Source organism: Modicisalibacter sp. 'Wilcox', from assembly GCF_010993675.1.
Classification (GTDB): domain Bacteria; phylum Pseudomonadota; class Gammaproteobacteria; order Pseudomonadales; family Halomonadaceae; genus Modicisalibacter; species Modicisalibacter tunisiensis.
Genome location: NZ_WNXF01000009.1, coordinates 1 through 25,944, shown reverse-complemented (window position 1 = coordinate 25,944; position 25,944 = coordinate 1). Strand labels below are relative to the sequence as shown.

Sequence of the window (25,944 nt, the reverse complement as noted above, 5' to 3'; positions counted from 1 at the left end):
GAACCACTTCACACTTTGGCGAAAAAAAAGTCTGACTCTTTCAGCACATAAGTAATAATTCGGCTGCGACAGACTAGAAGCGCCATTCCAGCCGGGCCTCGGCCTGCAGGCGGCGGGTGTCGTACAGGGCGATGGTGGAGTCGGTGCGCTCCCAGGAGACGTCCATCTCGGTCACCCAGTGCGTGCCCAGCGGCAGCCGGCCGCGTGCCCCCAGCCGGCGGACACGATCGCTGCGGGTCTCGCGACCGAAGAACTGCGGACTATAGGCCTCGGTGTCGCGGCGGTATTCGCCGCTGGCGAAGGCGCTGAGCGCCAGATCATGGAAACGCCAGGGAGGCGACTCCATCCCGGCTTCCAGCCGCCAGGTGCCCCCTGCCGCGCGCCGGGGGCGCCATTGCCGGCTGCCCTGCCACCAGAACAGGGTGCCCTGCCATTCCCGCCACAGCGACAGCCGCAGGGTGCGGCTGGCAGGCAATTCCGGCTCCTGCTGCCACTGTGCGCCCAGCCCAGCCAGCCAGCCGTCACCCAGCAACTGGCGCATGCCCGCTTCCAGGCTGGTGCGTGACTCGTATCCGTCGATCTGCTGCCGATAGCTCAGCAGGGTGAACTGGCGCCGCCGCCGCGGGCCGGTCCATTGCAGGCCCAGGTGCATGCCGCGCCGATGCAGGGAATCCAGGTCGTGATAACGACGCAGGTCGGCGCCGGCGAGCAGCCCCCACCTCCCCTGCCCGTTATCGCCTTGTACCAGCGGTACTCGCACACGGGCATCCAGCTGACTGTAGGCGCTGCCCCGGGCACGGCTGGGCTCGGCCAGTTGCAGGCGCAGCGGCAACTCGCCCCACAGGTTTACCGCCAGGCTGTCATGGCGCGAGCCGAGGTTGGCGTTGCTGTCGTAGCCGCCGGCAATGCCGAGACTGCCGGTGGCATCCTCGAACCAGGCCCAGCGCGGGGTGGCCGAGGCGCGCGACAGGCGCTGCTCCAGCTCGGCGATGCGCTCGGCAGCCCCGGGCGGTGGCGGAGCATCGCCCAGGCGATGATGCAACGCCGCCAGACTGGCTCGGGCGGCGGGCAGGTTGCCCTGTTCCGCATAGGCAATGGTGAGGTCCAGGCGTGTGCCCATGTCGTTGGGAGCCATGACCACCACTTGCTCGAAATGCCTCGCGGCACTTGTATACCGGCCCATCTCCAGGGCGATCTGACCCAGCCAGCGCTGGCGCTCTATTTGCTTGTCCCCGCTGGCCGACACACCGCCCAGCCAGTCGTAGACTTGCGCCAGTGGCTGGCTTTTCAGGTGCCGAGCCAGGGCCTCCTGCAGAGCATCCGCGCGACAAGAAGGGCTCACCATCAGCAGGCCGGCCAGCATCAGGGCGAGCCCGATGAGCCGGACTGGCGCCTCGACCAAGGGTGTACGACATTGAGGTGATCGAAGGGTTAACAATATGCGAATCTTTGTTGAGAAGCCGATGCGGCGTATCATACCGAAAAATTAGCAGGCGCCGATCCGTAAGAATGAGGCGTCATAATAGCAGGGACATCGTGGATGAAAGACGCGCATTACGACATTCGCCATGCGGTGCGTACGCTCCCGGCAGCCCCCGCGCTGGTGGCCTGGCTGCTGTGGCTGGCCTGGTTACTGGCCGTACCGGCATTCGCTGCCGAACCGGCCGGCAAGGTGGCATTCGTGACCGGGAAGGTGTCGCTTTTTCGAGACGATGCCGAACACACACCACAGACGGGCGATTCGGTCTATCCGGGGGATCGTTTCGAGACGGCGGCGGGGAGCCATATTCACCTGCGCATGGTGGATGGCGCCTTCATCAGCCTGCGCAGCAACAGCGCCCTGCGCCTGGATGCCTATCGTTACACGCCGGACTACCCTTCCCGCTCCAGGGCCCACGTAACGCTACTTCACGGGGTGGCCCGCTCGGTCACCGGCGAGATCGGGGCACGCGACAAGGCGCACTTCCGCTTCAATACGCCGGTGGCGGCCATCGGCATTCGCGGCACCGACTTCAGCGTACTGACCACCCAGGATGACAGCCGCTTGAGCGTGCGGCGCGGTGGCGTGGTCATGGCACCCTTGTCGGATTCCTGCGACAGCGCGGGGCTGGGCCCCTGCCAGGCGGGCGCACGGGATCTCTACGCGAAACAGAAAGGCGCACTACTGGAAGCGCGCCGTGGCGAGCGCCAGGCGCATATTACCTACGAGGGCGTCACGCCCGATGAATATGCGCCTCCCCATCCGCGTGAAGATGCCCTGGTACCGCTGAGCTATGAACAGGCGCGTGCCAGCACCTCGCTGGCACGCGGAGAGTCGGCCCCCGGCGTGGAAAGCTACGAAGAGGGGCTGCAGCAGGTGGACCGCTATCTAGCTTCCCCCGGTCTTGCCACCGAGGCCTATGCCCTGGGCGAGGCGGTCGGCCCTGAATGGCAGCCCGCCGACCGGGGGCTGGTGGCCGAGCGTGCCGTCACCTGGGGGCGCTGGAGCGACTATCGCGACGGCGGCAGCGACACGCCGAGCATTGCCCAGCTGATCTACCGCAACCACCAGTACGCCGGGCTCAACAGCGTGTTCGCGCTGCTCGAGACGGTGCCCGATGGCCCGCGCGCACCGACCAGCGGACGTGCCCACTTCCGTCTGAATGCCTACGAGGCCTATATCAAGCGGGGTGCCACCCTTGAAGGGGCGGCGATCAGCCATCCCGGGCTGGTGGTGGACTTCGACACCCAGCGCTTCGCCACGCGTCTGGACGTGCATGCCGACTCGCTGCCCGGTCCAGTGCACGTGGTGGGTGGCGGTGACGTCTCGGCCGGCGGGCTGCTGCGCAGCGATGCTGAATCCCCAAGCCGCCTGGAAGGTACGCTTGCCCGTGAAGGCAAGGAGGCCGGCCTGCTGTTCGAGTATCAGGTCAGTCCCGGCGTCGATGCCGTCGGCGCCACGCACTGGGTGAACGAACCGGAGTGAGTCGCGACATGTCCTCTCCCTTCATGAGCGATGCGCTGGAAGACACCCTGCTGGCGCACTGCCACCGCCGCCGCGTCGCCGCCAAGGAAATGATCCTGCGCGGCGGCGACCAGGCCGACATGCTGTTGTACCTGTTGCAGGGTGTGGCCAAGGTGGCGGTAATCAACGAGCAGGGGCAGGAGATGGTGGTCAACTACCTGGGCTCGGGGGAGTTCGCCGGCGAGGTAGGAGTCTTCTACCCGCAATCGCGCCGATCGGCCTGGGTGGCGGCGCATACCGAATGTGAAGTTGCCAGCCTCAGCTATACCGCCTTTCACGAACTGGCCGCGACACATCCGGAACTGCTCTATGCGCTCGGCCGCCAGCTGTCGTTGCGCCTGATGAAGACGACCCAGCGGGCCAGCGATTTCGCCTTCCGCGATGTGGTCGGGCGCATTCATCGCTGCCTGCAGGAGCTGTCACAACTGGCCTCCCGAGCACGCAGTGACGGCGTGACGATCCATTACACACGCCAGGAACTGGCGATGATGGCGGGCTGCACCCGGGAGATGGCGGGGCGTGCCCTCAAGGCGCTGGAAAAATCCGGCCTGATCCGGGTGCACGGCAAGCAGATTCAGGTCTCCAACAAGCTGCTGGAATCCGAACTGGCCTAGGATCGGCTTGCCCTACGGCCGGCCTCGGGCATCGCCCGCGAGGGTCAAGAGTTCGCCTTCTTCGCCGGCACGCCGATAGCCAGTGGCTGCGCGACACCTCGCAGCTGAACCCGATCCAGGTAACATGCCTGCGAGGGGTCGAGCCGTGCCATCAACCCAGGCCCCAGCAGGATGGGTTCGTTGCGTCGTCCGGCCAGTTCCTCGAGCCGCGAGGCAACATTCACCGCGGGCCCCAGGGCAGTGTAGGCGCGGCGCTGCCGCGAGCCGAGATTGCCCACCGTGACCTCACCACATTCCAGGCCGATGTTCATGCGCACGGCAGGCAGACCGCGCTCGCGACTCCAGTCGTTGACGACCTCGAGCCGCTGCAGGAGCTCCCGGGCACAGTCCAGCGCACGCTGTGGGTCGTCGTCGTGAGCCAGCGGCGCGCCCCAGAAGGCCATCAGCGAATCGCCGATGTACTTGTCCAGGGTGCCGCCATGCTCGTGCACCACCTCGGTCAGCTCGCTGAACAGATGACTGGTCAGGGTGGTCAGCTGCTCCGGGGTGAGACGCTCGCTGATGGCGGTGAAGCCGCGGATATCGGTGAACAGCAGCGTCAGTTCTCGGCGCTGGGCATCATAGCGCTGGGGATCGCCCTCCCCCAGTGCCAGCTGGCGCAGGACACCGCGCGGCACGTAGCTCCCGAAGGCGCGATAGAGCTGGCGATGGCGGCGCCAGAGCCGCCATCGGTCGTTGAACAGCCACAGTATCGCCAGCCCGAGGGCCGTACTCCACCAGGGCCATGGGTCCAGCCATGCGCCTCGGGCCAGCCATACCAGTGGCAGCACGGCAACCCCGAGCAATGTAGTGGCCACCAGCAGGGTACGCGGCGCTGGTCGCGCCGGTCGCTGGGCAAGCGCCAGCCCCACGATCAGGGTCATCAGCGCCAGCCCGCCCCACTGCCAATAGCGCGCATGCGGCAGCAGGCGCCAGTGCAGGCTATCCAGCCAGCTCGCCAACAGCACGGCGTGCAGTTCCACGCCGGGCGTCAGCGGCCCGCGTGGCGTGGCGACGATGTCCCCCAACCCGGCCGCGGATGTGCCGATCAGCACCAGCGCCCCATCGAGCACATCTCGATGGTCACCTCGCATCACCGCATCGGCGCCGAGATAGGCGAAGCGGCTGGGGTGCTGGTAGGGGATCAGCAATCGGCCCTGGGCATCCGTTCGACGACAGAAGACGGCCAAGCACGCCTCGCCGCCGGCACCGGCCTGCAACGAACCCAGACGCAGTGGCAAGCCGGTAAGCTGTTCGAGCATCGCCAAGGCCAGTGTGTCGCGGCATCCCTTGGGGCCGCACAGGCGCGGATACAGCCAGCGTATACGGCCGTCGGCGTCGAGATGCGGGGTAATATGCCCCGTGGCAGGACTCTCGCCCAGCGTGGCCGCCGGGGCCAGTTCGCGCCCGGCCCGGGGCCATGCGTCCGGACGCGGCCGAATATCGCCGAATGCCGTGGCCATGACGACATTGTCGGTGTCAAGTTGCCGAGCCAGCGCGGCGTCGCCTGCGGGAGAACCGGGCTCGGGCAGCAGGATATCCAGGCCGATCTCGGCTGCCCCGGCCTGTTGAATGGCCTCGACCAGCTCGGCAAGCCGCCGGCGGGGCCAGGGCCAACGCCCTTGTGCCTGAAGCGCCGCATCGTCGATATCGACGATGACGATGCGTGGGTCGGGGCGCGGCACGGGGCGCAGCATTTCCAGCGCGGAGTCGTAGGTCATCCACGAGAGCCGCCCTGCCGTGGCCAGGGGGTCGGCCACGGCGATCCAGAGGGCGGCAGCAAGGCTCAGGGCCGCCAGCACCAGATGGCTGCGCCCGAGACGGGGACTCATGCGTCGTCGTCAAGCGCCGGCCAGGCCAGCCCGGTGAGCAGCCCCTTCAGGCGTTGCGACAGACGCGGCCAGTCGTGGGCGACAAGCCAGCGTTCGGCGGCATCCTGCAGCTGTCGGCGGCGCGGCGCGTCATCGAGCCATTCGGCGATTCCCGCCTGCATCGCGGCGGGATGCGTGTCCGGCAGAAAGCCCACGGCATCGGCCACATCATCGAAGATACCCAGCGGGGTGCACAGTACCGGGCGGCCGCTTGCCAGCCCCCAGCGCACCGCGGCGGAAGAGGATTCCTGGGTCTGCTGGTAGGGAAATACCAGCAGGTCGGCGGCCTGCAGCCAACCCAGGGTCTCGTCATCCGGCAGGAAGTCATTGAGCATGGTGACACGGGACTCAAGGCCGAGTCGGGTGATGGTCGCCCGACAGCGCGCCTGCTCGGCCTCGGAGACGGGCGCAGGATACAGGGCATTGAGCAGCAGCAGGTGCAGGTCGTTGCGCGTTTCGGCCAGTGCAGCGAAGGCTTCGATCAGCTCGTGCACGCCCTTGTGCGGCAGCAGGAAACCGTAACTGGCGACAACGGTCTTGTCGCGCAGCGCTCGAAAGGTATCGCTTTCGGGCGGCGTGATCGCGGGTGATGCCATGACGCCATGGGGAAACAGCGTGGCATTGGCGTCGAGCCCCATGGCCTTGAGCCGGTTGAGATCATCGACGCCATGCACCATGAGACGCGTACAGCCGCGCAGGGCCTCGGCCATGTGCGCCAGACTCTTGTGCAGCTCGCCCCAGTGGACGTCCGCGGTGGAGTGAAAGAAGACCAGGGTGCGCACCCCGTCCGCCTGGAGCCGTTCGAGCAGCCGTGACAACGGCGTCAGGCCGAAGAAGCCGAAGTTGAACTGGACGACGACGGTGTCCAGCTCCGCTTCGCGGATCGTGGTGTACAGCTCGTCCAGCGAGTCTTCCATGTGCCCGCCCTGGCCGTCGGGTTCTATGGTTCGCCAGCAGCGGGTAACGGCATCATGGTCGGCGACGATCCTTTCGGCATCGCTATTGGCGAGCATGTGAACCTGCTGGCTCAACGCGGGCTCCACCAGCAGGCGCGAGTAGGTGGCAATGCCGCACTTGCTGCCCCAGGAGCTCACCCAGCCGATACGCGGACGTGGCGTCAGCACGGGCAGGCGGCCGTCGTCGAGCGCACTCAGTGCATTGCGGGTGCGCTCGGCCACGGCGTCCCAAGTATGCGCTTGCGAGATACGCCGGTAAGCCGCCTCGCAGCGCTCGGCGGTCCAGCTGCCCAGGGTGCCGTCGCGGTGATGTGCGGCGAAGGTACGCAGATGGTCGATCAGGTCGTCCACGCTGGGCTCGGCCCAGACCGAGGCGAACTGCTGCATGTGGGTTCGCGCTCGGGCGTAGTCGAAGTCGATCGGCCAGCTGGTCTCGGAAGTGCAGAAGTCAGCTTGGCCGCCATGCCCGGTAGTGATGACCGGCAAATGGCACCACATGGCTTCGGCCATGGGCAGGCCGAAGCCTTCGCCTCGACTCGGGGCGACCAGTGCATGGGCCTCAGCATAGAGTGCGCGTAACGCACCGGCGGAAAGGTCCTCGTTGATCAGCACGACCGGTGCCCCCTGCGGGTGCTGTCGGCGGCACTCGGCGAGCATTTCCTCGATCCGGTGGTGCGGATTGGGGAACGTCTTGATGACCAGACGCACACCGTCATCCTGGTCGAACGCCCGATACCAGGCTTCCAGCAGCACATCGACGCCCTTGCGCGGAAAACACGAAGAGATGTGCAGAAAGGTCATCGTGCCGTCGGCCGCGGGTAGACGTCCGGCGAGCGCCTCGGGCTCCGGCACCAGTTCGCGGTAATGATCGGTGCCCACGCCGGTTACCGGCATTGGCAGTCCGACTCCACTGTCGAGCAGTACACGCGAGACATAGCGCGACATGGTGGTCACCATCGACAGGCGGGCGTTGAAAGCCTGGCCATGCTCGTAGGGGAAGACGGATTCTTCCCAGCCATAGGTGTGGATGAGACGGTGACGACCGGCCATTTCGGTGGTGCGTGGCGGGTAGCAAAGCCGCAAAGTGGCGTCGTGCCAGGCAGGCTCATGGGCGCGGGCATGAAGAGCCGCGATTTCCGGGTCATCATCGAGAAAACGAGCGTCGACGGGAATGTCGCCGCCGCCCTCGGTGGCATGCAGGGCGACCGACTGCCCTTGTCTTGCCAGGGCGCGGGAAAGTTCGCGATTGACCAGCGCCAGGCTGTAGCTGCTGTCGAACGGCCCTTCGATCCGCCACTGGCAATGGCTCGGTAACGCCGGGGCGCTGGCGGGAAGCTCGGGGATCGCCATGCCTTGCTGGGCGAGAAAGTCACGGAAGCCGGCAAACAGCGTGGCGGGTTCGAAATCCTCGAGCCGTTGGCGCTGGGCGTCGATCAGGCGAGCGCGCAGGCCGGGGTTGCGCAGTACCAGTAACGCGGTGGCGGCGGCGACCGAGGGCTCGGAGCTGCCCAGCAGCAGGCCGCCCTGCCCCAGCGTCGCGGCCACACTACTGTCGGGCGCTGCGTAGGCCAGCACCGGAAGATCGTAGCTCATGGCCTCGATGAGCGGCATGCCGAAACCTTCATGCTCGCTGAGACTGACGTAGAGATCGGCCTGCTGGTAGAGCCGGGCCAGTTGCGCGTCGTCGATCTTGCCGGGCAGTTCCACGTTATCCGCGAGGCCGTGCTGTTCGATCAGCGCTTCGAGATGGCGGAGCATTTCCGGAGTGCCCCCGCCCGCCAGCGTCAACGTCACCGGCCAGGCGCTACGGCGGCGCATCTCGGCCAGCATGGCGACGAGACCGGCCTGGTTCTTGTTGGGTGCCAGACGCCCGACGAACAGGATCCGCCAGGCATCCGAGTCACGCGGGGTCTGCTGCGGCAGCGGCGCGCCGGTCTGCAGCCGTTGCAGGTCAACGAGCAGCGGCAGGGTCACCGTGTCTGCCGCACTGAAGCCGGCGGCAAGCAGCTCGTCACGGTTATGATCGGAATCGGCGATAGCCCCGTCCAGCCATTCGTGCCAAGTCTTCAGTTGCTCGCGGCCATGGCGCAACACAGGGATAGCCGGATCGTGCGGATCATAGAAACGTTCAGGCGTGATGTTGTGATACACCATCAACTTGCGGCAGGACAGCGCCTGCAGCCAGTGCTCCTGGCCGTTGCCACTGCCATGATGTATCAACAGCAATTCGTCTTCCTGCGCCTGATACGCCTGGAAGTCATTCACCCGTTCGCGCATGTCATCAGGCACATCGATCACGTAGATCTCCGAGGGCAGCCCGCAGGCCCGGATCAGGCGCTGGGTGAAAAGCATGCCGTTGGTGATGCCGTCGCCTCGGGCGCAGGCGACAGCGAACTGGTGAATGGCCTTGAGAGTCTGCATGGGCGGTGGCGTGCTATCCGTCATGTGAAAGAAGGGGCAGCAGGATGCGGCGGCCGGAGGTCGAGCTCAGTATCTAGCCAATCACGCAGCTCATCGCGCAACCGCTCGGAGGTGTAACGGGTCAGGGCATGACGCTGTCCTTCCTGTACGGCATGTCGCAGGGGCTCGTCTTGCAACAACAGTGCCACGGCAGCCGCCATGCCGGCCGGATCGTCTTCGCCAAGAATCAGCCCGCCTTCGCCAAGAGTATGCGAGACGTTGGCCTTGTCGATGGCCACGACAGGGCAGTCAGCGGCCATGGCCTCGACCAGCGGCATTCCAAAGCCTTCATGAGCACTGGCACAGACGAAAGCGGCGCTCTGTCGATAAAGCACCTGGCGTGTCGCGTCATCGATCTTGCCGCAGATCACCACACTGTCATCAAGATGCAACTGATGCAGCCGCTGCCAGAGGAACCGGCCATAGGGCGACGTCTCGCCGCCGCCGGCCAGCACCAGCATGGGCTTTTCGTCGTCGGGCAAATCGAGCATTCGATGCAGATACCAGAGCATTTCCAGCAGCAGGTGTTGGCGCTTGTTCTCGACGATGCGGCCGACAAAGGCTAGCGCGGGACGAAACTCGAGCGCGGGATGCACCAGCGTGGCCAGCGAACCGAGGGTTGTGGTTTCGTCGAGAAGATTGTCGCTGTCGACCAGCAGGGGAATGACACGAATGGCGTCGCGGGCATAGCCGAGCGAGACGAGATCGTCGGCGTTGTATTCCGAGACGGCGAGGACGGCGGCGAAGGTGTCACGCCACTGTTTCAGCTGTTCGCGGCCCAGCTCGGCATAATGACGATTGTCACTTCCCGGCGCGAAGAACTCGGCCGGCGTGATGTTGTGATAGACCAGAGCACGACGCAACGACAGGCTTTCCAGCCAAGCGCCTATATCATGCCCCATCGAGTGGTGGTGCAACAGCAAGGTTCGCTCAGCGTCGCACTTTTCCAGTGCCTGGTAGGGCCGAATCCTGTCGCTGAGTGAACGAGGAGCGTTGACCGCAAAGATATCAGACTCGAAACCCAGCGAACGCAGGAGCTTCTGAATAAAGAACAGGCTGTTGGTAACGCCGTCACCGACATCGACGCCATGGTGAAACTGGTGGACGGCAATTGCGCCTTTGCTCATGCCTCTGACTCCTGGAGTGCTGGTGCCGGCTTGCCGGCCATCAACGCGTAATCCTGCGGGCCGTACAGGTAATGATTCAAACGCAGCGTGGTTTCTTCGGTACCTGGCAATCGTTCTGCCTCAGCAACCGGATGCAGTGGCAGGATTTGAACGTCGACAAATCCGCTGAACTCGGCCAGGAAGGCCAACAGGTCGGGCGGAATCGGACGCACATGCGTGGGGTCAAGATAAAAGTTGCAGCTCCCGACAATCAGGTTCTGCGGATTGGGCGTCTCGAGCAGCAGCCTTCCACCCGGCGCCAGCGCTCGCCAGGCTTCAGCAAACAGCCGACGTAGCGTATCCATCGGGAGATGCTCGATCAGATGAAATGAAGTCACCATGCCGAGACTGTCATCATTCTGCTCATGCAGGGCCTCGATGGCATCCTGATAATGGACCTGCAGTCCTTCACCGGCAGCGGCGCGGACATTGGCTGCGTTCAGGTCGACTCCCAGAGCATCGATACCCTCTTCCTGCAACAGCTTTAACCATTCTCCTCGGCCACAACCAAGATCCAGCAGGGGCTTGCCAGCTTCGAGCGGCGTAACGCCGCGGACCCGTTCCAGGTGTTCCTTCTTCAATGCCAGAATACTTTGTGGCGAGCCGCGAAAACGCGCTTCCAGAGCCCGATAGAAATCGGTTTCACCGGCAAGTCGTCCCTCTGGAGGCGGACCCGAGGCGTCCGAAACGACAGGACGCCGAGCCTGCTGGCGATGCAAGGTGTCATTGTCGGCTTCCAACTCCGTCACACGTCGCTGCAATGTATTAATCCCTCGCGACTGATGGCGCAACTGGTCAAGTAGCATCCGATAGCGAGCATCCTGCAGATGCGCCAGTCGCTCCTGCCATTCGCGCAAACGGTCCAGTCGCAACAGGGCAAACGACCAGCGCACCAGTCGACCGACCTTGCGCAACCTGCTCATTCGAGCCAGCAAAAGAACGCGACGCATACCGGGAATGGACTTGATGCCCACCGCTGCCGGTTCGGCCTCAGATTTGCGAGCCAGAGCTTCTAGCGTCAGCAGAAGAGACTCTCGTGGCTCGCCGGCATTGAGATGACTCAGCGCCCCATAGTATTCGATCTGGTTCGGCAGTCTCCCAAGCAGCGCCTGATAGGCCGCATCCACGAAATCACTATCCCGGAGTTGCAGCAAGGTATTGGCATCGCTTGGTACAGGGGCACGACGGTGATGCGTGGCACCCAGCGCGACGCTGGCTCCCTCCAGACTTTCTACCCAGCGGCGTTCACCCGGCCAGTCGGGCGGCGAGCCCATCCCTTCCCTGAGCCGCTGGATCCGGGCCGAAAGGGCTGCGGTATCGATCCGCGGGTTGTTAGCGCGCAGCATGCGTCTCGGCTCCGGGAGAATCAGCAGGGATATCCACGAAATCGCATTGCAACGGCAAGCGGCAGATGCCGCCGAACTGAGTGCCGCGAATGCCGGAGACATCGAAACGTATCAGGTTGTCGCACCATTGATAACAGCGCCGGGTATGATCACTGCTCTCGTGAAGCGCTAGTGTCAGGGTGTACTTTCCGGGCGCGAGATTCATTTCCAGAGTCAGGCGACATTGCTTGCGCTCGCCGGCCCGCATGGCAAGCGGTTGATTCAGATACCAGGTGTTGGTGCCGAAGATATCCTGACCGAAGCGATCCCGAACCATCAGCCCGACGGTAATCTCCTCCAGATTCTCGTAGGCTTCGATATCCAGTAGAACATCTACCGTTTCTCCACTGGCGACACTGCTGGTGTCCGACTGGCGTCCTCGTAGCTCATAATCGATGATCCTAGCTTCCCCTGTGCCGTAGTAGGCGGTTTCAACATCCTCGTCGGGAAACTCGGTATCTTCAGCAAGCAGTCGATTATAATAGTTGGCTCCCTCTTCCGCTTCACCCTCGAAGACGACATGGCCACCATTGAGCACAATAACCTTGTCACAGAGCATCTTCACTGCGTTCAGATCATGCGAAACAAAGATAATCGACCCACCCTGAGCACGAAATTCGCGTATCCGACGCATGCATTTCTGTTGAAAGTGAGCGTCACCAACCGAGAGAGCCTCATCAATCACGAAGCAGCTGGGGTCGGCATGAATACCGATGGAGAAAGCCAGGCGCATTACCATACCCGACGAATAGGTGCGCAGTGGCTCATCAATAAAACTGCCCAGCTCACTGAACTCGATAATGGCTTGGCGACGTTCCTCAATCTGCTGAGCATTCATGCCCAGAAACAGACCATTGGCACGAATATTCTGCGCGCCAGTTAGATTGGCATCAAAGCCGGTCCCCAGTTCCAGAAGACCGGTAATTCGGCCGGTAATATTGAACTCGCCCGCATCCGGCAGCAAAACTCCTATCAAAATCTTCAACAGCGTTGACTTGCCTGCCCCATTGCGACCAAGGATCCCCAAAGTCTCGCTGTCACCCACCTGAAAGGAAACATCATCAAGCGCAGTGTGCAGATGATGCCTGGGCTTGCGCAGCATAATTTCTTTCAAGCGGTCTACCGGCTTATGGTAGAAGCGGAAATGTTTGGAGAGATGACGAACTTCGATCATGATGCGCCTTAAATAAAGTCTCGAATGTCGCGCTCCAGCCTGTGGCCAAGCCATAGTCCGAAACCCAGCATCGCCGTGGCAAGGAACAGAATACATGCCAGCGGAAAAATTGCCGGGGCGCTGTGCAACATCAGAACATCACGCAGCGAATTAACGATATGGTAGAAGGGGTTGAGCAAAAACAGCGGTTTCCAGCCTTCCGGAAGAATGTCTACCACATACACAATCGGCGTCATCCAGAACCATAATTGTGTCAATACTCCGACAAACTGCTTTATGTCCTGAATAAAAACGCTCAGTATCGCGAAAATCAGGCCGAGGGCATAGGCCAACATCTGCTGAGCCAGAAGGACGACCGGCCACCAGAGCCAGTATCGAGAAAAATCGAAATCTATGATAACGAGAAAAATAATGAAAAAAACGTTGGATATGAAATATATGATCAGCTCGCTCACCAACACATAAAGCGGCAGGAAGAAAAGGGGTAAGCTGACCTTGCCGATGATAGGCGCTTTTTCATGGAAGACATTGGTGACTCGGGTCAAGGTACTGGCAAAAAGATTCCAGGCAAGAACACCGATAACCAGATAGACACTGTAGCTATACTGGCCAAGATCAAGCCCCAGTGAAGACAATTTCATCCCCATTATTCGGGAAAACACCAGGGTAAATATCAGGATATTCACAAGCGGCATGATAAAAGTCCAGGCCGCACCAAGGATTGAGCCAGTATAGCGGTCGACCAGATCCTGCTTCGTGAGATGTAAAAGTAGTGAAAAATTCATTTACTTACCCAGCCAAGCGCTGCCGCCAATCATCAAGTAGGCGTAGCAGCATGTCGTCCATGGATCGGGTTGGCCGCCAACCGGCAGCACGCTGAATCGCAGAGGTGTCAGCGGCGACTCGTGAAATATCGACGGGACGCTGACGCGCCGGATCAAGCCGCGTCTCGATACGCCGTGTCGAAAGCGCCACCAACCGCTCCAGCAGAGCCCGGATGGGCACTGAAGTCCCCGAGGCGATATTGTAGGCTTGTCCCTGGTATTGCTCTCGAGGAAGCGACATCAGGGCCAGGTAGGCCTCGATTACGTCATCAACATCGAGAAAGTCGCGCTCAGCCTCCAGATTGCCGGTTTCCAGAACAGGAGGCTGAGCGCCCCGTTCGATTCTGGCAATCTGACTGGCAAAGGCCGGCAATACGAATCGTTCGTTCTGACCCGGCCCTGTGTGGTTGAAAGAGCGCGCCCGAATAACTGCCAGCCCGGCACTTTGCGAATACTGGTAAGCGGCCAGGTCGGCAGCTGCCTTGCTTGCGGCATAGGGGTTGAGCGGTAGCAACGGCGAATCCTCCGTCACGGCCTTGCCTGAACGAAAGGAACCACCGTACATGTCGGAAGAGCCGACTATCAGCAATCGCGTCAAGGGGCTATGCTGCTGCACGGCCTCCAGAAGATTCAGCGTACCATTCAAGTTGATCCGCCAAGTTTCTACTGGATGCTCAAAGCTCGTGGGTACATGCGACTGAGCAGCCAGATGCACAATGACAGAAGGCTTCAAAACTTCAATAATTTCAGCAACATGACTGGCCTCCGCAACATCAAGCCGATCCCATTGGCAACCTGTCGGGCCGTCGTCCGGCAGGTTGCTGTGGGCAGTTGCATGAAGGCTGGCTTCAGGCCAGCGCAAGGCCAAGGCATTGATAAGGTGCCGACCAACAAAGCCACTACCTCCGGTGACCAGCAGGACCGGAGACGACACACCAGCGGTTTCCGGCTGCGGAGTCATCATGCATTCCCCAAGCGCTTCAGGTCAGCCTCAAGCATTTCCACAATCATGTCCTGAAGGCTCGTTTCCGCACTCCAGCCAAGTTTTTGCTGAGCCTTGGCAGGATTGCCGAGCAGCACATCCACTTCGGCGGGGCGATAGAACCTAGGATCAATGACTACATGCTTCTCCATGTCGAGACCAACATGCTCAAAAGCAATGCGGCACATATCACGTACACTTGTGGTCACACCAGTAGCGATCACATAATCGTCAGGTTCGTCCTGCTGCAGCATGAGCCACATGGCTTTTACGTAATCGCGAGCATGTCCCCAGTCACGTTTTGCATCAATATTGCCAAGCCGCATCTCTTGAGTCATTCCCAACTTGATTCGCGCCACACCGTCGGTGACCTTTCGCGTCACAAATTCAAGTCCGCGCAGAGGCGACTCATGATTGAAAAGAATGCCACTGCAGGAATAAAGGTCAAAGCTTTCTCGATAATTCACCGTCATCCAGTGAGCATATAGCTTTGCTGCAGCATAGGGAGAACGAGGATAGAACGGAGTGCTCTCGCTTTGTTTAGGCTCCTGGATAAGGCCATACATTTCTGAAGTAGATGCTTGGTAAAACCTGGCACCGGGCTTGACAATCCTTACAGCCTCCAGAAGATTAACAGCACCAATGCCAGTCACTTGCCCCGTCAACAGAGGTTGATTCCAGGAAGTCTGTACGAAAGATTGAGCACCAAGGTTATAGACTTCATCTGGCTGACATTTCTGAACTATACGAACCAGACTTGAAAGGTCGGCAAGATCTCCATCAACCAGTTTAACCTTGTCGGTAACTCCCAGCCATTCAAGCCTCGAAAGGTTGACATCAGAGGTGCTCCGGCGGGGTGACACCCCATAGACTGTGTAGCCTTTTTCCAACAGCAGCTGAGATAGATAAGCCCCATCCTGCCCGGTAATTCCCGTAATCAGTGCCGTTTTGCTATGCATTCCATGGTTTCCTAGATAAACAATACTATTTTTGACACCTAACAACCGATTTCCAGTTTCTTAACTGAAATATCGGCATCAAGCTACCTTGACCTACTTCTGAGCCTGATCACACTCTTGCCTTTTTCAGGCTGCGATAAATGGATCTTGCGATGCGGTAAAGCCTTGGATGCCTAGGCAGCCATTCCCTGACCAGGGCACTGGATCGCAACCGAATCGACAGCCTCTTCAGGTTACCAGAAGCTGGTGCCTGCTGGCTGGGAAGCGCCGCTGGGGAAGCGGGAACGGTTTCCTGCTCCATGAGAATCTCTGCAAGCCGAGATTCCAGAACCGAGAAGTCCAGGTTCGTATTGTTTCTAAGCAGATACGGAGCCTTTGAGCTTTCGTCTTCCGCCATGCAGAATCTCCTGATAATAAAAACGACAGCTTGCCCTTAAGCCGTTTTATCCGGGCTCGTACTGCCGAACTACCTCGCGTCGAACTCTCTGGCGACAGGGGTGGAGGCATCTTGGCCCAAGACCATACGCCACCAGGGTTCATCTGCCACTTTTTGGCCATCCGGATGACGCGCTAGCTCACGGATCACCAGTGGGATAGAGCGAGGATACGTCAACAGGTATCGTTTTCCGAGACGACGTGGCGAGCATGAAAATCGCCACAGCCACTCCAGCCCAGCGTTCTGCATCCACATGGGAGCACGACGTTGATTACCGGCAAGAAAGTCCAGTGACGCGCCAACGCCTATCACGGCATTCGCATCCAGACGCGACAGGACCTTACGAATCCAGCACTCCTGGCGTGGGCACCCCATGGCAATAGCAAGCAGATGGGGTCGATAGGAGTTGATCGACTCGATAACCCTTTGTTCTTTACAGGGATCACGTTCGAAATTCATATCCGGCGCAAGCGTCTGCGGAGCTGGCAGATCCGGAACCATGTCCACCAGGCGCTCGGCAGCCTTTTCCGCCACTCCCGGCGCACCACCCAACAGCATGATACGCCATTGTCGCTGCCCCCCAAGCCGACACAAGGCAGGCAAAAGATCGGCACCAGTCACCCTCCCAGGCAACGGTTTTCGCTGACCTCCGGGCACTCTGGACAGCCAGACGAGAGGCATACCATCAGGAGTCACGATTTCCGCAGCATGCATCGCACTCCCCAGCTCGGGATTATGATGCTGCCAATAGATGTATTCCAGGTTGGGTGTCACAACCTGAAAACGGTACCTGCGATCAATGGCTTGCGCGACCAGCTCTGCAGTTTCCGATACATTAGCAATAGGAAAATCGAGGCCGAACAGGCGTGTACAGTCGGGCATATGACATCCAGTGTCCTTACTCATCATGCTCGTAAGCCGCGTTTTTCAGGCTATCCTTCAAGCGCATGGCTGAGGACGCCCAGCTGAAATGCTGTGCCCTCACTGGGCCTTCCTGGCTCAAGCGGGCTCGCAGCTCAGTATCATCCAGGAGAGTATGAAGGCCCTGACGGATGCTGTCGATAGAAGTTGGCTCGACATAGACAGCCGTATCGCCAGCCACTTCCGGAAGTGATGCTACGTCAGAAGTCAGAACCGGGGTTCCACATGCCAGCGATTCCAGCACAGGCATACCGAACCCTTCATACAAGGAGGGATAGGCCATAAGCGTCGCTCCGGCCATAAGCCCGGGCAACGCGGAGCCTGGTACATACCCCAGCCAGCGAACCTCACCACTCGCCTGCATGGTATCGACTTGTTTTCGCAGCTTTTCGTCCAGCCAGCCTCGGCGGCCAACGAGCAAAAGCGGACAACCCTGCCGCAGGCTACTCGGAAGGGCCTGGTACGCTCTCAGAAGACGTGACAGATTCTTGCGCGGCTCCAAAGTGGCGACACTTAAAATGTACCTTTCCGGCAACATGAAATGTTCTGCCAGCTGAGCCGTTAAAGCGCCTGGCTGAAACTCATGGCTCGCCGCAGGAGAGACAATATCTATTTTCTGTGGCTCGACTTCGAAGCGCTCGCACAGCTCTGTTCTTGTGAAAGCAGAAACCACATTGATTCGTGCCGCCTGGCGAACAACATTGGGTAAATAGCGTGCAAGCTGGCGACACATGACAGGATGTACATATTCTGGATGACGCCACCAGGCCATGTCATGTATTACCGGCACTACAGGGCGCCTCGTGGAAAAGTCAACGGGAAGATAGTCTGGTTCCCAGTAAACCTCCCACCTCTTCAATTTATTGAGCTGCCTTTTCAGTCGCATGCGGGCTAAAACGAAACGCCCAGGAAGCCGACGAAGCAAAGGATAACAACGTTGCACCCATCCATCATTCTTTCCGCCAGAAGTACCTGGCTCATGAAGCCAGGACGCTAGCGACTGGCTATCAGGCCAGAGATGCGCATGATCGAACGCTTTTATATCTAGCGAAAAATCGTTAATCAACTGGCTCAACAGGCCACGAGTATAGCGGCCAATCCCTGTCGCCTGACGTGTCATGCTGGAAGCATTGACAACCACCTTCATTGCAGGCGCCCATAATGGTCCTCGAAGCGGACAATGTCATCCTCGCCAAGGTAACGACCAGTTTGTACCTCTATCAGGCGTAGCGGAATCTTTCCGGGATTCTCCAGCCGATGAACAGTTCCCAGGGAGATATAGGTTGATTCGTCTTCTGACAGTAAAAAGCTTTTCAGATTATCGAAGTCGCCATGGCCTTGCCCTTGCGTTACTCGTGCCGTGCCTTGCACAACGATCCAGTGCTCGGCCCGATGATAATGCATCTGCAAGGAAAGAGTATGTCCGGGATTGACAACAATTTCCTTTACCTGAAACCCTTCACTGATAACCATCGTACGATAATGCCCCCAAGGGCGATACACACTTTTATGAGTATGGCACTCACTGCGCTGCTGGGCCTTCAGAGCGTTTACGATCTGCTTGGTATCCTGCGCGCGATTGCGATCCGCCACCAGCACCGCATCATCGGTTTCAACAATGATCAGATCGTCTACCCCAACTGCTGCGACCAGACGTGACTCACTGCGAATGTAGTTTCCATGTGCCTCATGAAGAAGTACATCGCCTTGTATCGCATTCCCTCCATTGGCTTCGCTGGCTTTCAACTCATAAAGCGCATCCCATGCACCGATATCATTCCACCCTGGGTTCATGGGAATCACTGCAGCACGCCGAGTCCTTTCCATGACAGCGTAATCGATTGAATCACTACGGCATTCTGCAAAGGACGCCTCATCGATACGTAGGAAATCGAGATCCTCACGACGCGCATGGTAAGCGGTTTCACAACATTGCAGAATATCATTGGCGTGTTCAGATAGCTCATCCAGATACTGGCTTGCGCGAAACAGGAAGATACCGCTATTCCACAAGTACTCACCCGAGGCCAGATAGGCCTGTGCACGCTCCTGATCAGGCTTTTCGACAAAAGCGTTTACCCCATAGCCGCCAGCTCTCGCGTCTCCCTTGTGAATATAGCCATATCCAGTATTGGGCGAATCGGGTTGAATCCCGAACGTAACGAGATCACCTCCATTCACGAGTTCCAGCCCCTGCTTCACGGCAATCTGAAATGCTGCTACATCGGTAATGACGTGGTCTGCCGGCATAACCAGAAGAACAGGATCCTCGACTGTCTCAAGCGCCGCCATGGCAGCCAACGCCAGTGCCGGCGCAGTATTTCGCCCTACCGGCTCCAGCAGGATGCGAGAGGACGAAATACCTAGGCTGTCGAGTTGCTCTGCTACCAGAAAGCGATGCTGGTCGTTACAGACGACGATTGGATCCCGACAGTCCGATAGGCCCTTTAGGCGAAGCGCGGTTTCCTGCAACAAGCTATGGGTATCTGAATTTAGCTTGAGAAATTGCTTGGGGTAGTGTTCACGGGAAACCGGCCACAGGCGCGAGCCGGAGCCTCCGGATAGAATGACGGGTATGATCATGTAAGCTCCTGAAATCAGGGTTTGTCGTTGACAAATCCCCGCGTAATCGTCAGCAACAGTATCTTCAGGTCCATCCCCAGCGACCAGTTATTGATATAATAGAGGTCATATTCGATACGTTGTTCCATGTCACTGACAGTCTCGGTATTCCCACGCAGACCATGAATCTGTGCCCAGCCGGTGATACCGGGCTTGACGCGATGACGCTGCATGTAAGCACCGATCAAGTCCTTGTACAAGGCGTTGTGATCCATCGCGTGAGGGCGGGGGCCGACCAGCGACATTCGCCCCTGCAACACGTTATACAACTGGGGCAGCTCGTCAAGGCTGGTCTTTCTCAGCCATCTTCCCAGAGGGGTGATGCGCATATCTCCAGCCTTCGCCTGGGCGGTGTGCCCGCCGGTGTCATGCGGGCGCATGGTGCGAAACTTGTAGATCTTGAAGCGCTTGCCATCCAGGCCGTGACGGTACTGTTTGAAAAGCACAGGCCCCCCCATTGTGGCTCTCACGGCAATCGCTATCATCACCATGACAGGAAGAAATCCGATGAAGAGCAAGGTGCCAAGCAGGCGATCTTCCACTGCCTTCACTACTCGAGCCGGCCCGCGCAGCGGACTGTAGTTGAGGTCCAGAGAAAACATGTCCGCCACCTTGGCAATGCGATGGTTCAACAACCTCACATCCGTCAGGTCGGGAAAGTAACGGACATCGACGGGAACAGCAATCAGATGATCAGCCAGATTCTTGACAGTAGTACCGTGGCTCAGCGGGTAGCTGAGCCATATTTCATGAAAATTACGCTGAAAGGCAGCATCTTTGGCCAATTGACACACTTCTGCCATGACTTGCGTTTCGTCATCATGGGCGATAACTTGCTCGATGCGATAGCCGGTATAAGGCATTTCAGCCAAATGTCGACGTACCAGTTCGACGTTGCCGGGCAGACCTATGAACAGTACACCCTTGAGATTATGGCCACTGGCGCGCAGCCTTCGTAAATATCCATACAGTATGCCGCGAGCTAGAAAACCACACAGCAGCACACCTAAAGCAGACAAGCCCATCCACAAGCGCGAGTAGATATGGCCACTCTGTGTGACCACCAGGAAGACACTTATCAGCAGAATAGTAGTCAGCCAACTAACAAAATAGGTGCCAAACATGCTGAATACGCTACGCCCGCGCCAGGGTTCGTAGAGGCCAAACATCTCGCCGACGGCGGGCAGCAGCAGCCCCCCCGCCACGATCAGCAGCGGGTATTCGATACCATAGGCATAGGCCAGGTTCGGCAGGCACCAGAAAAAAAAGCTGCCTACAGATATAGCGACGGCGGCGTCGAAGCCGCGCATCGCCATGCGAAGAAAGTCGCTACCATTCCTTGGCGCCATTCGGGAGTCATCCGCTCACTCGTTGCAGTAGCGTCATGGTATCGACTAGATCGCGCGTGTCCAGCGCGCCGACCGCCGCCTGCAGATTGAGCTGATCGAGCAGGTACTGGCGGATGACCTCGACGAGCTGGATGCGCTGGTCGTAGAGCTTGGCGCGGGCGTCGAGCACGTCGACCAGATCGCGCAGGCCGAGCTGCTGGCCCTTCTGTGCCGCCTGCAGGAACAGCCGGCTGGACTCGATGGAGCGCTGCAGCGCCTTGACCTGACGCACGTCGCCGTCGAGGCTGCGCAGCCGGGTGCGAACCTCCTGGCGCGCCAGCTTCAGGGCGTTGGTGTAGGAGGCGTGGCTGGCCCGGGCGGACAGCTCGCCCTGGCGCACGCTGGCGGAGGTGTAGCCGCCCTGGTAGATCGGCACGTCGAGCTGCACGCTGGCCGAGGCGTCGCGGCTCTCGCGGAAGGGGTCGTTGGAGGAACGGTCCGAGTAGGAGAGGTTGAGGTTGAGCTCGGGGTAGTGCCCGGCGGCGCGCACGCCGGTCTCGGCCTCGGCGACCTTCTGCTGCTGCTTGCCCAGCTTGACCTCGACGTTGTCCGCGGTGCGCGAAAGCCAGTCGTCCGCCGTTCCCCAGTCGCTGGGCAGGTCGACCGTGGCGAGATCGCCCAGGGCCGAGCCGTCGAAGCGCGGCAGCCGGCCGGTCAGGCGCTCCAGGGCGCTCAGGGCGTTGTCGAGCTCGTTTTCGGCCTGCAGCGTGTCGGACACCGCCTGGTCGAGCCGCGAGCGGGCCTCGAGCAGGTTGATGCGGTCCCCCACCCCCAGGTCGTAGGCGCGCTGGGCCTGCTTGACCTGCAGCTCGAGCGACTTCCGCTTGGCGTCCAGCAGCCCCAGCTTGCGCGAGGCGAGGAAGGCATCCAGATACGACTTGGCGACGTTCAGCGCCAGGTCGCGCTCGCCCACGGCGACCTTGAGCTCGGCGGCGGCGCTCTGCGCCTCGGCCTTGCCGACCTTGCGCCAGCGCTCGAGACTGAACAGCGGCTGGGAAAGCTGCAGCCGCCAGGTCTGGTCGCGGGTGGTGCCCTGGTAGCGGGCCTCGTAGTCGCTGCCGACGCGGCTAAGCTCGTTGTCGGGGTTGTAGGCCGGGTTGTTGGTGTAGTAGTTGTCCGACTGCTGGTAGATGTAACCGGCGCTGGCCTTGACCTGCGGCTTGAGCCCGGCCTCGGCCATCGGCACGTTCTGCTGGCTGGCCTCGGCCTCGTAGCGCTGGCTGGCGAGCTTGGCGTCGTTGTCCAGCGCGGCCTTGAACAGCGCCGGCAGCGACGGCAGGGGCTCGGCGGCCGAAGCGCCGTCCGGCGGCTCGGCCACCTGCGCGGCGGTGCCATCCGCCGCCGTCCCGGTCATGCCGGCGGAGGGCGCGGCGTCGGCAGCCGCCGCATCCGTGGTGCTGTCCAGCGCCGGCAGCCGGTCGGTCCAGTCGGCGCTCGCCGTCTGGGCCCAGGCCAGCTGTCCGCACAGCGGCAGGGCCAGCAGCAGCGTGCCGGTCGTCTTGCGCGTGGCCATCGTCACTCCTCCTGCATGGCGCGGGCCAGCATGTCGGTGATCGGCTTGACCACGTAGCTGGCGAAGGTGCGTTCGCCGGTGCGAATCATGACCTCGGCGGGCATGCCGGCGAGCAGCTGCATGTTCTCGGTCATCTCGCGCTTGCCCTCGGGGGTGACCTTGACCCGCGCCTTGTAGTAGCTGGCGCCGGTGGCCTCGTCCTGGAAGGTGTCGGCGCTGACGTTGACCACTTCCCCCTTGATGACGTTGGTCAGGCGCTGGTTGAAGGCGCTGAAGCGGATCTCGGCGTACTGCCCGGGGTAGATGTTGTCGATGTCCTTGCTGGGAATGCGTGCCTCGACGACGAAGTCGTCACCGGCGGGCACGATGTTCATGATCGGCTCGCCCGGCTTGATGACCGCGCCCACGGTGTGCACCTTCATGCCCACCACGGTGCCGGTGACCGGCGCGGTGACGGTGGTGCGCTTGACCTGGTCGGCGAGCGCGGTGATGCGCTCCTCGGCATCAGCGATGTTGGCCTGGGCCTGGCGCAGCTGCTCGCCGACTTCCTTCTGGAACTCCTGCTGCTTGACCTGCTTCTGCACCTTGTTCTCGCTGATCTGCGACTTGAGCTTGGCGATCTGCGCGTGATGCTGGGCGTTCTCGCCCTGGAACTGCAGCACCTGGCGCTCCAGCTCGCGCAGGCGCTGATTGTCGCCCAGCCCTTCCTTGAACAGCGAGCGGTAGTCGTCGGCCTCACCCTTCAGCGACGTGATGCGCGAGCGGTTGACGCCGATCAGGTTCTGCAGGCCATCGATCTGCTCGCGCATCTGCTGACTCTGTTCGTCGAGCGCGGCGAGGGTGCCGTCGAGCGACTCGCGGCGCGCCTGGAACAGCGCCCGCTGCACGGCGAGCACTTCCTTGACCCTTGGGGCGTCGCTGGCGAGCAGCTCGTCGGGGAAGCTCAGGCTGTCGGCGCCCTTCTGCTCGGCCAGCAGCCGCACCTCGGCGGCGCGGTTGATCAGGTACTGCGAGCGGGCGATCTCGAGCTGCGAGCGCGCCTGGGTCTTGTCGAGCACCAGCAGGGTGTCGCCGGCCTCGACGTGATCGCCGTCCTGCACCGGGATCTGCTGGACGATGCCGCCCTCCAGGTGCTGGACGGTCTTCTTGAAGGACTCGACCGACACCGAACCGGGCGCCACCACGGAGACGGCCAGGTCGGCGGTGGCCGCCCAGCCGCCGAAGCCGCCGAAGGCGACCAGCAGGATGATCAGCCCCAGCCGCTTGTAGAAGCGGTCGCTGGTGGGCAGTTTGGCCCCGGGAGCGGCGCTGTCGCCCGGGTAGGTCTGCGACTGCCGGGACGGCGTGATGTCGATGCTGCGTGAAATGTCGCCTGCCATGATCAGTCCTGCTCCCGGGATTGCGCGTCGTTGCCCTGCCCCTGGCCGCCCTGCACGGCGGCCAGCCGGCCGTTGCTTCTGGTGTTGGCGACCCGGCCCTTGCCGGGCTTGGCGAACTGGGCCAGCACCTGGTCGCGGGGGCCGAACATGCTGACCTGGCCTTCCTTGAGCACCAGCAGCTTGTCGACGTGCTTGAGCACGCTCTGGCGGTGGCTGATCACGAACAGGGTGACGCCCTCGGCCTTGAGCTGGGCGATGGCGTCGCCCAGCGCCCGTTCGCCGCTGTCGTCGAGGTTGGAATTGGGCTCGTCGAGCACCACCAGCACCGGGTCGCCGTAGAGGGCGCGGGCCAGGCCGACGCGCTGGCGCTGGCCGCCGGAGAGCGCGCCGCTGGCGGCGCCGATGGCGGTGTCGTAGCCGTTGGGCAGCTGCAGGATCATCTCGTGGACCCCGGCCTTGCGGGCGGCGGCGACCACCTTCTCGGCGTCGACCTCGCCGAAGCGGGCGATGTTCTCGCTGATGGTGCCGTCGAACAGCTCGATGTCCTGGGGCAGATAGCCGATGTGCGGGCCGAGCTCGTCGCGGTTCCACTGGGTGATGTCGGCGCCGTCGAGGCGCACGCTGCCGACCTGCGGCGGCCAGATGCCCAGCAGCACGCGGGCCAGGGTCGACTTGCCGGCGGCGCTGGGGCCGATGATGCCGATGTGCTCGCCGCTGGCCACCGTGAAGTTGATGCCGCGAATGGTCGCCATGCGCACCCCGGGCGGTGCCGCGGCGACGGTCTCGATGGCCACGTCGCCCCTGGGCGCGGGCAGCGACATGCGACGGTTCTCGTCGGGAATCTGGGTGAGCAGCTCGTTGAGCCGCTGGTAGGCGCCCCGCGAGCTGACGAAGCCCTTCCAGCTGCCGATCATCTGATCGATCGGCGCCAGCGCCCGGCCCATGAGGATCGAGCCGGCGATCATCATCCCGGGCGACATCTCGCCCTTGAGCACCAGCAGCGCGCCCAGCCCCAGGATCATCGACTGGAACAGCATGCGCAGCACCTTGGAGGCGTTGGTCAGGGCGCCGGCCCGGTCGCTGGCCCGCGACTGCTTGGCCAGGAACTCGTGGTGCTTCGCCGCCCAGCGGCCCATGATGCCGGGCAGCATGCCCATGGCGTGCAGGACTTCCGAGTTGCGCAGGTTGGAGTTGGCCAGGTTCTGGGCCTTGATGTGGTCGCTGTTGGCGTCGGCCAGAATCGACTTGGTGGCCTTCTCGTTGGCGATGGCCAGCGTCAGCAGGATGATGCCGGCCACGGTGGCGAAGGCCCCCAGCCAGGGGTGGAACAGGTAGAGCACGGCCAGGTAGATGGGCACCCAGGGGGCATCGAAGAAGGCGAACAGGCCGTTGCCGGTGAGGAACTGGCGCAGGTTGGTCAGGTCGCTGAGCGGCTGGGCGGTCTGCTGGCCCTGGGTGAGCACGCTGCGCCGGAACATGGCGCTGTAGAGGCGCTCGTTGACCAGGGTATCGAGCCGGTTGCCGACGCGGATCAGGATCCGCGAGCGAACCAGCTCCAGCAGGCCCATGACGGCGAACAGGAAGACCACCACCAGGGTCAGCATGAACAGGGTGTCCTCGCTGCGCGAGGCGATGACGCGGTCGTAGACCTGCAACATGTAGAGCGGGGGGACCAGCATCAGAAGATTGATGAACATGCTGAAGAACCCCACCGTGACAAACGAGCCCCGACAGGCCTTCAGGGCGCGCTGCAGGTCGGTGGCTTCTGGACGGCTGGCCATGCGTGCACTCACTCGATCGTTGGGTGACAGGGGTGAAGATCGCTCGGACGTCCGGTGTCGCTCGGCGAGGGCGCCAAGCATAACAGATCGTGACACGCGAGCATGAGAGGGAGCCCAAAATAGAACGAGGCGCCGCGGTGCGACGCCTCGATCAGATACGGAAAACGGCGCTTGTTCGCCGCTTGGGAACGACGTCAGTCGCGATGAATCGGCCAGCGGGCTGAGCCATCGGGGATGAATCCCCTTCCCACAAGACAGCCCAGCCACCGGCCCGCCTGAATAGCCGTGGGAGCGACTTCAGTCGCGATAAGCCAACTACCGGGTCGCCGCTGTCGGGGATGAATCCCCTCCCACAAGACAGCCCAGCCACCAGCCCGCCCGGCTTGCTGAATAGCCGTGGGAGATTCTATGTTGCCCGTCAAGCCTTGATGGGGCTTGGAGGGCGATATCCCGTCTCATGCTTCATCAGT

The 25,944-nt window shown here is 61.5% G+C and carries 19 protein-coding genes; 2 read left to right on the top strand and 17 right to left on the bottom strand.

Going from position 1 to position 25,944, the window contains the following annotated elements:
• Positions 1–73: 73 nt before the first annotated feature.
• A complete protein-coding gene (locus G7A98_RS09750) occupies positions 74–1,402 on the bottom strand; it encodes a tetratricopeptide repeat protein (RefSeq protein WP_163649480.1) in 1,329 nt (442 codons plus the stop codon).
• Between the two features lie 138 nt (positions 1,403–1,540).
• Here G7A98_RS09750 and G7A98_RS09745 point away from each other — a divergent pair, with 138 nt between their 5' ends.
• Together G7A98_RS09745 and G7A98_RS09740 are read left to right on the top strand one after the other, a co-directional pair.
• Positions 1,541–2,965 carry a FecR family protein gene (locus tag G7A98_RS09745; protein ID WP_163649479.1) on the top strand — a complete coding sequence of 475 codons (1,425 nt, stop codon included), beginning with the start codon at positions 1,541–1,543 and terminating at the stop codon, positions 2,963–2,965.
• 8 nt (positions 2,966–2,973) lie between these two features.
• Positions 2,974–3,618, top strand: coding sequence for a cyclic nucleotide-binding domain-containing protein (locus tag G7A98_RS09740; RefSeq protein ID WP_163649478.1), 645 nt, complete (start codon positions 2,974–2,976; stop codon positions 3,616–3,618).
• Positions 3,619–3,662: 44 nt separating this feature from the next.
• On the opposite strand, the gene G7A98_RS09735 is transcribed toward G7A98_RS09740, so the two are convergent.
• From G7A98_RS09735 to G7A98_RS09660, 16 genes are all read right to left on the bottom strand, one after another.
• Complete coding sequence (locus tag G7A98_RS09735) at positions 3,663–5,489, bottom strand: CHASE2 domain-containing protein (RefSeq protein ID WP_163649477.1); 1,827 nt, start codon at positions 5,487–5,489, stop codon at positions 3,663–3,665.
• Positions 5,486–8,905, bottom strand: a complete 3,420-nt coding sequence (locus G7A98_RS09730; RefSeq protein WP_163649476.1) for a glycosyltransferase — start codon at positions 8,903–8,905, stop codon at positions 5,486–5,488. Before G7A98_RS09730 ends, G7A98_RS09735 begins: the two co-directional genes overlap by 4 nt.
• A gap of 20 nt (positions 8,906–8,925) precedes the next feature.
• Positions 8,926–10,071 carry a glycosyltransferase family 4 protein gene (locus tag G7A98_RS09725; RefSeq protein WP_163649475.1) on the bottom strand — a complete coding sequence of 382 codons (1,146 nt, stop codon included), beginning with the start codon at positions 10,069–10,071 and terminating at the stop codon, positions 8,926–8,928.
• Positions 10,068–11,456: a methyltransferase domain-containing protein gene (locus G7A98_RS09720; RefSeq protein WP_163649474.1), complete on the bottom strand. Its 1,389-nt coding sequence runs from the start codon at positions 11,454–11,456 to the stop codon at positions 10,068–10,070. Before G7A98_RS09720 ends, G7A98_RS09725 begins: the two co-directional genes overlap by 4 nt.
• On the bottom strand, positions 11,443–12,669 hold the full coding sequence (locus tag G7A98_RS09715; protein ID WP_163649473.1) for an ABC transporter ATP-binding protein: 1,227 nt from the start codon (positions 12,667–12,669) through the stop codon (positions 11,443–11,445). The genes G7A98_RS09720 and G7A98_RS09715 overlap by 14 nt, the downstream gene beginning before the upstream one ends.
• 8 nt (positions 12,670–12,677) lie before the next feature.
• Positions 12,678–13,454: an ABC transporter permease gene (locus G7A98_RS09710; protein WP_163649472.1), complete on the bottom strand. Its 777-nt coding sequence runs from the start codon at positions 13,452–13,454 to the stop codon at positions 12,678–12,680.
• Between the two features lie 4 nt (positions 13,455–13,458).
• Entirely contained in the window at positions 13,459–14,457 is a 999-nt protein-coding gene (locus G7A98_RS09705) for a GDP-mannose 4,6-dehydratase (protein ID WP_163649471.1), read from the bottom strand.
• Positions 14,454–15,434 (bottom strand): GDP-mannose 4,6-dehydratase, encoded by a 981-nt coding sequence (gmd, locus tag G7A98_RS09700; RefSeq protein ID WP_163649470.1) that lies wholly within the window; start codon positions 15,432–15,434, stop codon positions 14,454–14,456. Before gmd ends, G7A98_RS09705 begins: the two co-directional genes overlap by 4 nt.
• A 109-nt stretch (positions 15,435–15,543) precedes the next feature.
• The gene (locus tag G7A98_RS09695; RefSeq protein ID WP_163649469.1) at positions 15,544–15,831 is read right to left on the bottom strand and encodes a hypothetical protein; all 288 of its coding nucleotides are present in this window, start codon (positions 15,829–15,831) and stop codon (positions 15,544–15,546) included.
• A gap of 69 nt (positions 15,832–15,900) precedes the next feature.
• Complete coding sequence (locus G7A98_RS09690) at positions 15,901–16,752, bottom strand: WecB/TagA/CpsF family glycosyltransferase (protein ID WP_163649468.1); 852 nt, start codon at positions 16,750–16,752, stop codon at positions 15,901–15,903.
• 16 nt (positions 16,753–16,768) lie between these two features.
• Entirely contained in the window at positions 16,769–17,938 is a 1,170-nt protein-coding gene (locus tag G7A98_RS09685; protein WP_163649467.1) for a glycosyltransferase family 1 protein, read from the bottom strand.
• A complete protein-coding gene (locus G7A98_RS09680) occupies positions 17,935–19,374 on the bottom strand; it encodes a mannose-1-phosphate guanylyltransferase/mannose-6-phosphate isomerase (protein WP_163649466.1) in 1,440 nt (479 codons plus the stop codon). The genes G7A98_RS09685 and G7A98_RS09680 overlap by 4 nt, the downstream gene beginning before the upstream one ends.
• A gap of 14 nt (positions 19,375–19,388) precedes the next feature.
• Positions 19,389–20,729: an undecaprenyl-phosphate glucose phosphotransferase gene (locus G7A98_RS09675; RefSeq protein WP_240464722.1), complete on the bottom strand. Its 1,341-nt coding sequence runs from the start codon at positions 20,727–20,729 to the stop codon at positions 19,389–19,391.
• A gap of 40 nt (positions 20,730–20,769) precedes the next feature.
• On the bottom strand, positions 20,770–22,314 hold the full coding sequence (locus G7A98_RS09670) for a TolC family outer membrane protein (RefSeq protein WP_240464721.1): 1,545 nt from the start codon (positions 22,312–22,314) through the stop codon (positions 20,770–20,772).
• 2 nt (positions 22,315–22,316) lie between these two features.
• Positions 22,317–23,693, bottom strand: coding sequence for an HlyD family type I secretion periplasmic adaptor subunit (locus G7A98_RS09665; RefSeq protein ID WP_163649465.1), 1,377 nt, complete (start codon positions 23,691–23,693; stop codon positions 22,317–22,319).
• Positions 23,694–23,695: 2 nt separating this feature from the next.
• Positions 23,696–25,474 carry a type I secretion system permease/ATPase gene (locus G7A98_RS09660; protein WP_163649464.1) on the bottom strand — a complete coding sequence of 593 codons (1,779 nt, stop codon included), beginning with the start codon at positions 25,472–25,474 and terminating at the stop codon, positions 23,696–23,698.
• Between the last annotated feature and the right edge of the window lie 470 nt (positions 25,475–25,944).